At 55.4% G+C, this 12,732-nt stretch carries 9 protein-coding genes; 8 read left to right on the forward strand and 1 reads right to left on the reverse strand.

The genetic code is table 11. The features are described 5' to 3' along the window. Positions 1-83 precede the first annotated feature (83 nt). On the forward strand, positions 84-824 hold the full coding sequence (locus G5182_RS02630; protein ID WP_005337681.1) for a YebC/PmpR family DNA-binding transcriptional regulator: 741 nt from the start codon (positions 84-86) through the stop codon (positions 822-824). A 600-nt stretch (positions 825-1,424) separates the two neighbouring features. On the opposite strand, the gene adhE is transcribed toward G5182_RS02630, so the two are convergent. Then, positions 1,425-4,091 (reverse strand): bifunctional acetaldehyde-CoA/alcohol dehydrogenase, encoded by a 2,667-nt coding sequence (gene adhE / locus G5182_RS02635; RefSeq protein ID WP_019446648.1) that lies wholly within the window; start codon positions 4,089-4,091, stop codon positions 1,425-1,427. 840 nt (positions 4,092-4,931) lie between these two features. On the opposite strand from adhE, the gene G5182_RS02640 reads away from it, so the two are divergent. The 7 genes from G5182_RS02640 (at position 4,932) to G5182_RS02670 (ending at position 12,689) form a co-directional block, all read left to right on the forward strand. Continuing rightward, positions 4,932-5,567 (forward strand): YchE family NAAT transporter, encoded by a 636-nt coding sequence (locus G5182_RS02640; RefSeq protein ID WP_005337678.1) that lies wholly within the window; start codon positions 4,932-4,934, stop codon positions 5,565-5,567. A 279-nt stretch (positions 5,568-5,846) separates the two neighbouring features. Then, a complete protein-coding gene (locus G5182_RS02645; protein WP_421171848.1) occupies positions 5,847-7,466 on the forward strand; it encodes an ABC transporter substrate-binding protein in 1,620 nt (539 codons plus the stop codon). Positions 7,467-7,564: 98 nt separating this feature from the next. Continuing rightward, positions 7,565-8,485, forward strand: coding sequence for an oligopeptide ABC transporter permease OppB (gene oppB, locus G5182_RS02650; protein ID WP_005337672.1), 921 nt, complete (start codon positions 7,565-7,567; stop codon positions 8,483-8,485). Between the two features lie 14 nt (positions 8,486-8,499). Next, positions 8,500-9,411, forward strand: a complete 912-nt coding sequence (oppC, locus tag G5182_RS02655) for an oligopeptide ABC transporter permease OppC (RefSeq protein ID WP_139407229.1) — start codon at positions 8,500-8,502, stop codon at positions 9,409-9,411. A 54-nt stretch (positions 9,412-9,465) separates the two neighbouring features. Next, positions 9,466-10,446, forward strand: a complete 981-nt coding sequence (locus G5182_RS02660) for an ABC transporter ATP-binding protein (RefSeq protein WP_005337668.1) — start codon at positions 9,466-9,468, stop codon at positions 10,444-10,446. Then, positions 10,447-11,442, forward strand: coding sequence for a murein tripeptide/oligopeptide ABC transporter ATP binding protein OppF (gene oppF / locus G5182_RS02665; RefSeq protein ID WP_005337666.1), 996 nt, complete (start codon positions 10,447-10,449; stop codon positions 11,440-11,442). 302 nt (positions 11,443-11,744) lie between these two features. Beyond that, complete coding sequence (locus G5182_RS02670; protein ID WP_005337664.1) at positions 11,745-12,689, forward strand: TerC family protein; 945 nt, start codon at positions 11,745-11,747, stop codon at positions 12,687-12,689. Positions 12,690-12,732: the final 43 nt, after the last annotated feature.

Raw genomic sequence — 12,732 nt, forward strand, 5'->3', positions numbered from 1 at the left:
GCCGCCGCCGTGCGGCCTCTGTGTTTCCCTTGGGTTAGTCATGATCAGTGTTACTGACATTTAAAAAATAACGGAGAGTCTCTATGGCAGGTCACAGTAAATGGGCCAACATCAAACACCGCAAGGCCGCTCAGGACGCCAAGCGTGGCAAGATCTTCACCAAGCTGATCCGCGAAATCACTACCTCCGCGCGTCTGGGTGATGCCGATCCCGCCAACAACCCGCGTCTGCGTGCTGCGGTGACTGCCGCCCTGACCAACAACATGACCCGCGACACCATCAACCGTGCCATTCAGCGTGGCGCCGGTGGTGGCGATGGCGAACAGCTCGAGACCATCGTATACGAAGGTTACGGCCCGGCTGGCTCTGCCGTGATGGTAGAGTGCCTGACCGACAACCGTAACCGTACCGTAGCCGAAGTGCGTCACGCCTTCAGCAAGTGCGGTGGCAACCTGGGTACCGACGGCTCCGTTGCCTATCTGTTCAGCAAGAAAGGTCTGCTGACTTTCGTGGGCGTAGACGAAGATGCCCTGATGGATGCCGCGCTGGAAGCGGGCGCCGATGACGTGGTCACCGAAGAGGATGGCACCATCGAGGTGTACACCACCCCGAACGACTTCGGTACCGTGCTGGATGGTCTGGAAGCTGCCGGCTTCAAGGCCCAGAGCGCCGAAGTGACCATGATCCCCTCCACCGAAGCGGAGCTGGATGCAGAAACTGCACCCAAGCTGATGCGTCTGATCGACATGCTGGAAGATCTGGACGATGTGCAAGAGGTGTATCACAACGGCTCCATCTCCGATGAAGTCGCTGCGACCCTCTGATCGCTGAATCGTGCTCTCCCGATGGCAGCCTGATGGCTGCCATTTTTTTATCTTTGCATCGTGGCAACTGCTGATTGATGTGTCGGTTGATCAACCGGTGCAACAACTCTCTTCACTGACAGTCTTCTCCGCTTTCTCTGCGAATTATCATTGCTCTGTCCCTGCTGCCCTGCACGTACGCCAGTCGGCAGTTCTGCTGCGTTGCGTTAGCGAGGCTCCGCTTATCCTGTTTATCACACCTTTAGCTCTGTAGATGACGTTGACTGTTCACATCTGCCCGTCAGGGTAATTCGTTGCGGGTAGGGGATAGGAGGTGATGGGGCGTGCTCTTGTTATCAGAGGGGACCATCAATACAGAGTCACAGGTTGGGATATCGATAGCGGATTGGCTGGGGCGAGTTGGTTAGTTGGTTAGTTGGTTGGTTGGTTGGTTGGTTGGTTGGTTGGTTGGTTGGTTGGTTGGTTGGTTGGTTGGTTGGTTGGTTGGTTGGGAAGTTAGGGGCTGCACTACCGCAATCGGCTGGAGAGAGGAGCTCTGTGATAAGTGGCAGATAAAAAAAGCCCGCGCAGTGCGCGGGCTTGTTATCTCAGGACTGGTTATCAGGCCTTGGATTTCTTCTTGCCTTCAACCTTGGCTTCAACCGGGGCAGCAGTTACCGGAGCGGCTTCGGTGAACGGACGACCGTAGTAGGAGTCCAGCAGAACCTGCTTCAGCTCGCTGATCAGCGGGTAGCGCGGGTTGGCGCCGGTGCACTGGTCATCGAAAGCTTCGATAGCCAGCTGGTCAACCTTGGCCAGGAAGTCAGCTTCAGTCACGCCAGCTTCGCGGATAGAGGCCGGGATACCCAAGGTAGCCTTCAGCTCGTCCAGCCAGGTCAGCAGCTTCTCGATCTTGGCGGCGGTGCGGTCACCGGCAGCAGTCAGACCCAGGTGGTCAGCGACTTCGGCGTAACGACGACGAGCCTGCGGGCGGTCGTACTGGGAGAACGCAGTCTGCTTGGTCGGGTTGTCGTTCGCGTTGTAGCGGATGACGTTGCTGATCAGCAGGGCGTTAGCCAGACCGTGCGGAATGTGGAACTCGGCACCCAGTTTGTGAGCCATGGAGTGGCACACACCCAGGAAGGCGTTGGCGAACGCGATACCGGCGATGGTGGCTGCATTGTGCACCTTCTCACGAGCGATCGGGTCGTTGGCACCGTTCTGGTAGCTGGACGGCAGGTACTCTTTCAGCATTTTCAGGGCTTGCAGCGCCTGACCGTCGGAGTACTCGTTAGCCAGTACGGAAACATAGGCTTCCATGGCGTGAGTCACGGCATCGATACCACCGAAGGCACACAGGGACTTCGGCATACCCATGACCAGGTTGGCATCAACGATGGCCATGTTCGGGGTCAGCTCGTAGTCAGCCAGCGGATACTTCTGACCAGACACTTCATCGGTTACTACCGCAAACGGAGTGACTTCAGAGCCGGTACCGGAAGTGGTGGTGATACAGACCAGTTCGGCCTTCACGCCCATTTTCGGGAATTTGTAGATACGCTTGCGGATGTCCATGAAGCGCATGGCCAGATCTTCGAACGCAGTGTTCGGGTGCTCGTACATCACCCACATGATCTTGGCTGCATCCATCGGTGAACCACCGCCCAGCGCCAGGATAACGTCCGGTTTGAAGGAGTTGGCCATCTCGGCACCCTTGCGAACCACAGCCAGGGTCGGGTCAGCTTCTACTTCGTAGAACACTTCCACTTCCATATTCTGTGCTTTCAGCAGGCTGACCAGTTCATCGGCGTAGCCGTTGTTGAACAGGAAGCGGTCAGTTACGACCATGGCACGCTTTTTACCTTCCAGGTCGCTCAGAGCGATCGGCAGGGAACCACGACGGAAGTAGATGGATTTCGGAAGTTTGTGCCACAGCATGTTTTCTGCCCGTTTTGCGACTGTCTTCTTGTTGATCAGGTGCTTCGGACCCACGTTTTCGGAGATGGAGTTACCGCTCCAGGAGCCGCAACCCAGGGTCAGGGACGGAGCCATTGCGAAGTTGTACAGGTCACCGATACCGCCTTGGGTAGACGGAGTGTTGATCAGGATACGCGCGGTCTTCATCTTGTCGCCGAAGTACTTGATGCGGTCAGCGTTGCGGTCCTGGTCGGTGTACAGACCTGAGGTGTGGCCGATACCACCGATGTTGACCATGTCACAGGCCATATCAACGGCGTTTTCGAAGCTGCTTGCACGGAACATACCGAGCAGCGGGGACAATTTCTCGTGAGCAAACTCATCTTCTGCACACAGCTTGACGCCTTCACCAATCAGGATCTTGGTATCAGCCGGTACAGTCACGCCTGCCATCTCGGCAATCTTGGTGGCTGGCTGGCCAACGATGTTGGCGTTCAGGGCACCGTTGATCAGGATGACTTTACGTACCTTGTCAGCATCTTCTTTGGAGAGCACATGGCCCTTGTGGGATGCAAAGCGCTCTTTAACCTGGTCGTAGATGGCATCAACAACGATGACTGCCTGCTCGGAAGCACAGACCACGCCGTTATCGAAAGTCTTGGACATCAGGATGGAGGCAACGGCACGCTTAACATCGGCGGTTTCGTCGATAACGATAGGCACGTTACCGGCACCGACACCGATAGCAGGCTTACCGGAAGAGTAGGCTGCTTTCACCATGCCCGGGCCACCGGTGGCCAGGATCAGGTTGATGTCTTCGTGCTTCATCAGGGCGTTGGAGAGCTCAACAGACGGTTGGTCGATCCAGCCGATGATGTCTTTCGGCGCACCGGCGGCAACAGCGGCATCCAGTACCAGCTTGGCAGCGGTATTGGTGGAGTTCTTGGCGCGGGGGTGCGGGGAGAAGATGATGGCGTTGCGGGTCTTGAGCGCGATCATGGATTTGAAGATCGCAGTGGAGGTCGGGTTGGTGGTCGGAACGATACCACAGATGATACCTACCGGCTCGGCGATGGTGATGGTACCCATCTGATCATCTTCGCTCAGAATGCCGCAGGTCTTCTCGTCTTTGTACTTGTTGTAGATGTATTCGGAGGCGAAGTGGTTCTTGATAACCTTGTCTTCGATGATACCCATACCGGATTCTTCCACGGCCATCTGGGCCAGGGGGATACGGGCGTTGTTGGCGGCCAGGGCGGCGGCACGGAAGATCTTGTCTACCTGCTCTTGAGAGAAGCTGGCGAATTCACGCTGGGCTTCCTTAACGCGGGCGACCAGTGCATCCAGTTCAGCCAAATTGGTTACTGCCATGTTTATCTCCTGATTATTTGAAAACTGTTTAGTAAGACGTTGGCAATGCCCGGCAATTATAGTCGCCCTGTCAAGACGGTATCGTTGCAACAGCTTTTTCACATGCCTTACTAAATCGCTTTCTGAGTCGATTATAGAGCGGGGCTGACTCAGAAAAACTTGATCTGGATCATGTGTAACAAAAGAACAAAAGAAATTTTATTTCACAATCCTTGTTTGACTGATGTTATCGGAATGTGCATCAAAGGGAAAGGTGAGAGACTTGTTAATGCAGAGTAATAAACCACATTTATCAAGTGGTTAATTGCACTCGGCCATAGTATTACAGAGCTATTTTGGCGGTATAGGTTAGCAAATATGAGTGAATTGGTTTCAAAATCACCGACAAACGCACTTTATTCCAGCGTTTGTTGCAAAAATGATTGTTGTTTTAATCCATGACTAATCCGCTTTATTCCCCAAGGGGGCCATTTCTGCCCCCTTTCCCGGTTTTTGCATTGTGGCTCTCTTGCCGAGTCAATGAAGTGATGTCTGGCCTGAAATAGTGGGAAGGCAAAGCCTGGATCCTCTCGAGTCGCTTGGTCATTCGGTCAGTCATCGTCGTACTCTCCGGTTATGATTAAGCAGGTTTGCGCTCACTTTTCTAACGCGTGTCGGGCGGTAGAAAGGGCTTTTGGCATCGGTTTATGCCAGTTAGCGCGGATGCATTAGATGAACTAACTAAAAAACCCTCAAAATGGTGAGATTATTTGATTGGTGCCCGCTCTGGCTATGATGTAAATTTACGCACGAAATTAATGGACTGGCCCGCTGGGCCCGAAACTCTATTGGAAGGCGCCTATGGCAGCAATTGACGTCTCGTTGTATCTGAAGTTTTTTGTCGGTTTGTTCGCAATTATCAACCCGCTTGGTTTGTTGCCGGTGTTTGTCAGTCTGACCAGCCACCATACCCAGGCCGAGCGGATGAAAACCAATACCACCGCCAATATCGCGGTGATGGTGATCCTGCTGGTCTCCATGTATATGGGGCAGCTGATCCTCGATGGGTTTGGCATCTCGCTGGCGTCGTTCCGGATCGCCGGTGGGTCGCTGATTACCCTGATTGCCTGGTCGATGCTGCAGGGCAAGCTGGGCGAGGTGAAGCACAACAAACAGGAAAAGGGCGAACTGGCAGTGCGCGAGTCTATCGCCGTGGTACCGCTGGCGCTGCCGCTGATGGCGGGCCCCGGTGCCATCTCCTCGGTGATTGTCTATGCCAGCCAGAGCCACTGGCAGCAGCTGCTCGGCATGTCAGTGGTTGTCGTGGTCTTCTCCTTCTGCTCTTGGCTCATCTTCCGCGCCGCGCCGCTGCTGTTCAAGATCATGGGCAACACCGGCATCAACGTGGTGACCCGTATCATGGGTCTTATCATGATGTCGCTGGGTATCGAGATCATGGTGGCCGGTATCAAGGGGGTTTTCCCCAGCCTGATGTGAGCCAGCTCCGCTTTATGAAAGCCGGTCCTCGTGACCGGCTTTTTATTGGTTGCTTTTTGCCCGGTCTTTTCTAGAATCGGTCGTTTGTGTGAAAAATGAGCGTTTTGTTGGTGTTTTAATACTGAAAAAGCGCACCTCAGCTGATTTTTTGACCAGAAAATGACGATTACCCTGACAATATCTGTTGCATTATCGGAATTGGCAGGGAATTATGCTGGGAGCGGGTTTTAACCCCGTCACTTTAAAAAATGCATGGAATGTTCTTGTTGGAGTAGGGAAATGACTCATAAAAAAACAATGATTAACACATTGCTGGTGGCTGCACTGTTTGGTGGCGTCAATGTGGCTCAGGCTGCCGATGTCCCGGCGGGAACCAAGCTGGCTGAAGTCCAGCAACTGGTAAAAGGCAACGGTTCCGAGCCTGCGACCTTGGACCCACAGAAAGTTGAAGGAACGCCTGAGTCTGCAATTTTGCGCGACCTCTTTGAAGGTCTCGTGACATCCGGTTCGAAAGGGGAAGTTGTTCCTGGTGTCGCAGAGTCTTGGGAAACCAAGGATAACAAGCACTACGTCTTCCACCTGCGCAAAGATGCCAAGTGGTCCAACGGTGAACCTGTCACCGCACATGATTTTGTATATGCCTTCCAGCGTGCAGTTGACCCCAAGACAGCCTCTCCTTACTCCTGGTATCTGGAGATGCCAACTATTGCCAATGCTACAGAGATCATTGCTGGCAAGAAGCCGGCTGATATGCTGGGCGTGAAGGCGACCGACGACTACACCTTCGAAGTGCAGCTCGAGAAGGCTATCCCTTATTTCGTAACCATGCTCTCTCACACCACCACCTACCCGGTACCGAAGAAGGTCATCGAGAAGTATGGTGAAAAATGGACCCAGCCGGGCAATATGGTAGGTAATGGTGCCTACGTATTGAAGGAGTGGGTTGTTAATGAGCGAATTGGCTTGGAGCGTAATAAAAACTACTGGAATGATGCGAAAACGGTGATCAACAAGGTTACCTATCTTCCGATTCAGTCCACCAACGCGGAGCTAAATCGCTTCTTGGCTGGTGAAATTGATATGACATGGAACGTGCCTATCGAACGTTTCAAGCAACTCAAGAAAGATTACCCGGCTGATTTGAAGGTTGAAGGTCTGGTTTCTACTTATTACTACCAGTTCAACATCAAGAAAAAGCCGTTTGATGACGTGCGAGTGCGAACTGCTCTTTCTTATGCGGTCAATCGTGACGTGATTGCAGATAAAGTCATGGGGCAAGGGCAAAAACCCGCATATGGGTTGACGCCTGACTATGTCGATGGTTTTAAACCGGTTGCCCCAGAGTGGTCAAAAATGACCCAGGCCGAGCGTGATGCCAAGGCCAAGGCGCTGCTTGAAGAGGCAGGTTTCGATGCCAGCAAGCCGTTGAAGTTCGAGCTGCTCTACAACACCGATGACAACCACAAGAAAGTGGCTGTGGCCGTTGCTTCCATGTGGAAAAAACTGGGTGCAGAGGTCAGTTTAGTGAACCAGGAGTGGAAAACTTACCTGGAAACCAAGAAGCAGGGCCAGTTTGACGTGGGTCGTGCCGGCTGGAGCGCCGACTACAACGAAGCCTCATCCATGCTGGATCTGATGCAGACCACTCACGGCAACAACGATGGCAAGTACTCCAATCCAGCGTTTGACAAGTTGATGACTGACTCTCGTGATCAGGTTGATGCGGACGCTCGCAACAAGCTCTATGTCCAGGCGGAAGAGATCCTGGCCAAGGACATGCCGATCATCCCGATATACCAATATGTTCAACCTCGGATGGTCAAAGCTTATGTTGGGGGTTACCCAAGCAACCCGCTGGATAACCTCTACAGCAAAGATATGTACATCATTGCTCACTGATTTAAAGCAACAAGTCGCATAACAAGCAGGGCCCGCCAGACGGTGGGCCTTTATTACAACCGCGACCCTTTGGAAGCAGTACAGGACAGGAAATGTCTATGTTGAAATTCATTTTTAAACGGCTATTGGAAGCGATCCCGACTCTGCTGGTCTTGATCACCGTATCTTTCTTCATGATGCGTTTCGCCCCGGGTAACCCCTTTACCAGCGAGCGTTCACTGCCCCCCGAAGTCATCGCCAACATCGAGGCCAAATATGGGCTCGACAAACCCATTGGCATGCAATATCTCACCTACCTGGGCAACCTGGTGCAGGGTGATTTGGGCCCCTCTTTCAAATACAAGGATTTCACCGTCAATGATCTGGTGAGCCAGGCGCTGCCTGTTTCCGCCAAGATCGGGACCACGGCCTTCTTCTTCGCCGTGCTGCTGGGGGTCACTTTCGGCACCATAGCGGCACTGAAACAGAACACCATCATCGACTATCTGCTGATGTCGTCGGCCATGGCCGGGGTGGTGATCCCGGGCTTTGTGCTGGCGCCCTTGCTGGTGCTGTTTTTCAGTATTCATCTGGGTTGGTTCCCTGCCGGTGGCTGGCAGGGTGGTGGCATCCAGTTTATGGTGCTGCCGGTGTTCGGCATGATGATGTACTACATCTCCGCCATCTCGCGGATCATGCGGGGCAGTATGATCGAGACCATGAACTCCAACTTCATCCGTACCGCCCGTGCCAAGGGCTTGCCGCTGCGCCATATCATCCTGAAACACGCGCTGCGTCCGGCTATGCTGCCAGTGGTCTCCTATCTGGGCCCGGCCTTTGTCGGCATCATCACAGGTTCCGTGGTGATCGAGACCATCTTCGGCCTGCCGGGGATCGGTCAGCTGTTCGTCAACGGTGCCCTTAACCGTGATTACTCCATGGTGCTCGGTCTGACCATTCTGGTCGGCGCCCTCACCATCACCTTTAACGCTGTGGTCGATATTCTCTACGCCTTTATCGATCCCAAGATCCGTTACTAATTCGGGAGTTCATCATGGTTGTTTCAACTGAAAAACGCGATGCCGTCGAGGCGTTCGCGCAAAAAGTGGAAGTGGTGGAGGGACGCTCCCTGTGGAAGGATGCCCGTCGCCGTTTCCTGCGCAACAAGGCGGCCCTGACCAGCCTGATCATTCTGACCATCATCGGTCTGGCGGTCATCTTTGGCCCCCATTTGTCCCAATACACCTTTGACGATCCGGACTGGGGCGCCATGCAGTCGCCGCCCGATATGGAAGCGGGTCACTACTTCGGTACCGACAGCCTGGGGCGCGATCTGTTCGTGCGCACTCTGCTGGGTGGCCGGATTTCCCTGATGGTCGGTATCATGGGCGCCATGGTGGCGGTCATCATCGGCACCCTGTATGGCGCGGCCTCCGGCTTTATCGGCGGGCGGGTCGACAGCCTGATGATGCGGGTACTGGAGATCCTCAACGCCTTCCCCTTCATGTTCTTTGTCATCATGCTGGTCACCTTCTTTGGCCGCAATCTGGCACTCATCTTTATTGCTATCGGGGCGGTGAGCTGGCTCGACATGGCGCGTATCGTGCGCGGCCAGACTCTCAGCCTCAAGAGCAAGGAGTTTATCGAGGCGGCCCACGTCTGTGGCGTCTCCAAGTGGAAGATCATCACCCGTCACATCGTACCGAACGTACTCGGTATCGTGGCCGTTTACGCCACCTTGCTGGTGCCGGGGATGATCATGTTTGAATCCTTCCTGAGTTTCCTGGGCCTTGGGGTTCAGGAACCGATGACCAGCTGGGGTGCCCTGCTGGATGAAGGCTCCAAGTCGATGGAAGTGGCCATCTGGCAACTGCTGTTCCCCGCCGGTTTTATGGTGGTGACCCTGTTTTGCTTCAACTTCCTCGGGGATGGTCTGCGTGACGCCCTCGATCCGAAAGATCGTTAATCGAGCATCGGGTCGACAGGAAAGCATCACGAAAGATCGATAAGGAGTTTTTATATGAAGTTACTGGATGTGAAAGATCTGCGGGTCGAGTTCAAGACCCCGGATGGCAATGTGGTGGCGGTCAACGACCTCAATTTTTCTCTCTCTGCGGGTGAAACCCTGGGGATCGTCGGCGAGTCCGGCTCCGGTAAATCCCAGACGGCCTTTGCCATCATGGGGCTGCTGGCCAAGAACGGCATTATTACCGGTTCCGCCAAGTTTCAGGGGGAGGAGATCCTCAACCTGCCGGAGTCCAAGCTCAACAAGATCCGCTCCGAGAAGATCGCCATGATCTTCCAGGACCCCATGACCTCGCTCAACCCCTACATGAAGGTGCAGGATCAGCTGATGGAAGTGCTGATGTTGCATAAGGGCGTCAGCAAGGCGGAAGCATTCGAAGAGTCGGTACGGATGCTCGATGCGGTCAAAATTCCCGAAGCACGCAAACGGATGGGCATGTATCCCCACGAGTTCTCCGGCGGCATGCGTCAGCGGGTGATGATCGCCATGGCGCTGCTCTGCCGGCCGCAACTGCTGATCGCCGACGAGCCGACCACCGCGCTTGACGTGACCGTACAGGCCCAGATCATGACCCTGATGAACGAGCTCAAGCGCGAGTTCAACACCGCCATCATCATGATCACCCACGACCTCGGCGTGGTCGCCGGTATCTGCAACAAGGTGCTGGTGATGTATGCCGGTCGTACCATGGAGTACGGCAAGGTAGACGATATCTTTTATCGCCCGAGCCACCCCTACACCGAAGGCTTGCTGCGCGCCATTCCCCGCCTCGATACCGAAGGGGAAGTGCTGCCCACCATCCCGGGCAATCCGCCCAACCTGCTGCGTCTGCCCACCGGTTGCCCCTTCCAGGAGCGTTGCCACCGGGTCAGCGAGATTTGCGGCCAGCAGTCACCGATCCTGACCCCCTTCAACGACGGTCGGGAGCGAGCCTGTCACTGGGTTTCGGATGCCATGAACAAGGGGGCCAACTAAATGGGTGCCGACAAAAAATTGCTGTTGGAAGTGTCTGACCTCAAGGTCCACTTCAGTATCAAGAGTGGCAAGGCGTGGCCCTGGGCCAAACCGTCCGATCTCAAGGCGGTCGATGGTGTGACCTTGCGTCTCTATGAGGGGGAAACCCTCGGTGTGGTGGGGGAGTCCGGTTGCGGCAAATCGACCTTTGCCCGCGCCATCATCGGTCTGGTACCGGCCACCGATGGCAAGGTGGTGTGGCTGGGTGACGATCTCACCAAGCTCGATCAGAATGCCCTGCGCGAGAAGCGTAAAGAGATCCAGATGATCTTCCAGGACCCGCTGGCTTCTCTGAACCCGCGCATGACCATCGGCGACATCATCGCCGAGCCGCTCATCACCTTCTATCCCAACCTGCCACGGGAAGAGGTGAAAGAGAAGGTGCGCGCCATGATGAGCAAGGTGGGGCTGTTGCCCAACCTGGTCAACCGCTACCCGCACGAGTTTTCTGGCGGCCAGTGCCAGAGGATCGGGATTGCCCGGGCGCTGATCCTCGAGCCCAAGATGATCATCTGCGACGAGCCGGTCTCGGCGCTTGACGTCTCCATTCAGGCGCAGGTGGTCAACCTGCTCAAATCCCTGCAAAAGGAGATGGGGCTGTCGCTTATCTTCATCGCCCACGACCTGTCTGTGGTCAAACATATCTCCGACCGGGTGCTGGTGATGTATCTGGGCAACGCCGTCGAGCTGGGGACCCGCAAGGAGATCTTTGCCAATCCGCTGCACCCCTACACCAAGGCGCTGATGTCAGCGGTGCCGATCCCGGACCCTGAGCTGGAGCGCAACAAGGTGATCCAGATCCTGGAAGGGGACTTGCCCTCACCGATGAACCCGCCGTCAGGCTGCGTGTTCCGCACCCGCTGCCCGGTGGCTGGCCCCGAGTGCGCCAAGACCCGTCCTGTGCTGGAGGGGAACTTCGATCACGCGGTCTCCTGCCTCAAGGTCGACCCGCTCTGATGGGGATGTGTTGAACCTGCTTGCGGGGCTCCTTGATGGGGCCCCGATTTATTTTTGACGGCAGTGAAGATGCCTCTTGGCGTTATCTTTTACCGCTGCTACTATCCGCGCAACAAGGGGAGTAACTTCTCGCCGGTTTGTCGTCATTACGGTGCACCCATTTCCTGCAGTGCACCCGGCAGCCGGGCAGTCGATGCAAATCAGCTGTAAGTGAGACCTTGCCGAGAGGCAAGGTGTATCTGCTCCAAACGCAAACCCATGCCTCTCGGTCGTGGGTTTTGTCGTTTTTGGGAGAAGTGAACATGGGTGAATGGTGGATGTGGACCGGTTTCTTCAGCATAGTGCTGGTCCTGTTATGGATAGACATACGCTTTGTCGGTGGCGGCAAGTCACACAAGGTGTCCCTCAAAGAGGCGGGCGTCTGGTCCCTCATCTGGGTCAGCGTGGCGCTGCTCTTCAACCTGGCCATCTGGCTTTGGCTCGATCACAGCGCGGGCCGTGAGATTGCCAACCAGAAAGGGCTGGAGTTCCTCACCGGCTACCTCATCGAGAAAGCGCTGGCAGTGGACAACGTCTTCGTCTGGCTGATGCTGTTCGGCTACTTTGCCATTCCGGCCGAGCTGCAGCGCCGGGTGCTGCTCTACGGGGTACTGGGTGCCATCGTGATGCGGGCTGGCATGGTATTCGCCGGTAGCTGGCTCATCGAGCAGTTCCACTGGATCCTCTATCTGTTCGGCGCCTTCCTGCTGCTGACCGGTGCCAAGATGCTGTGGGCGGCCGACAAGGAGCCGGACTTGGCCAACAATCCGCTGCTGGGCTGGATGCGCCGTCGCTTCAAGGTGACCGAGACCCTGGAGGGGGAGAAGTTCTTCGTCTGGCGTGACGGTGTGCGCTATGCCACCCCGCTGCTGCTCATTCTGGTTCTGGTGGAGGTGAGCGATCTCATCTTCGCGGTGGACAGTATCCCGGCCATCTTCGCGGTGACCACGGATCCCTTCATCGTGCTGACCTCCAACATCTTCGCCATCATGGGTCTGCGTGCCATGTACTTCCTGCTGGCGGGTGTGGCTGATCGCTTCGCCCTGCTCAAATACGGTCTGGCGCTGATCCTGATGTTTATCGGGGTCAAGATGCTGCTGCTGGATATCTTCAAGATCCCGACCGGCATAGCACTGGGCGTAGTCGCGTTGATCCTGCTGGCATCCATGGGGCTGAGTCTGTTTGTGACCCGAAAAAAGGCCGCTTAAACGCAACATCATTTAATACCAAACAACAAGGGCTCCCGCGGGA

Origin of the sequence: Aeromonas sp. 600948 (assembly GCF_049174875.1) — a bacterium.
In the GTDB taxonomy this organism is placed as follows: domain Bacteria; phylum Pseudomonadota; class Gammaproteobacteria; order Enterobacterales; family Aeromonadaceae; genus Aeromonas; species Aeromonas veronii_A.

Bases quoted from the DNA above. Each gene is read 5' to 3' on its own strand.
- oppB (WP_005337672.1), top strand. From the start codon at position 7,565: ATGTTGAAATTCATTTTTAAACGGCTATTGGAAGCGATCCCGACTCTG.
- oppF (WP_005337666.1), top strand. From the start codon at position 10,447: ATGGGTGCCGACAAAAAATTGCTGTTGGAAGTGTCTGACCTCAAGGTC.
- oppC (WP_139407229.1), top strand. From the start codon at position 8,500: ATGGTTGTTTCAACTGAAAAACGCGATGCCGTCGAGGCGTTCGCGCAA.
- G5182_RS02660 (WP_005337668.1), top strand. From the start codon at position 9,466: ATGAAGTTACTGGATGTGAAAGATCTGCGGGTCGAGTTCAAGACCCCG.
- G5182_RS02630 (WP_005337681.1), top strand. From the start codon at position 84: ATGGCAGGTCACAGTAAATGGGCCAACATCAAACACCGCAAGGCCGCT.
- G5182_RS02670 (WP_005337664.1), top strand. From the start codon at position 11,745: ATGGGTGAATGGTGGATGTGGACCGGTTTCTTCAGCATAGTGCTGGTC.
- adhE (WP_019446648.1), bottom strand. From the start codon at position 4,091: ATGGCAGTAACCAATTTGGCTGAACTGGATGCACTGGTCGCCCGCGTT.
- G5182_RS02645 (WP_421171848.1), top strand. From the start codon at position 5,847: ATGACTCATAAAAAAACAATGATTAACACATTGCTGGTGGCTGCACTG.
- G5182_RS02640 (WP_005337678.1), top strand. From the start codon at position 4,932: ATGGCAGCAATTGACGTCTCGTTGTATCTGAAGTTTTTTGTCGGTTTG.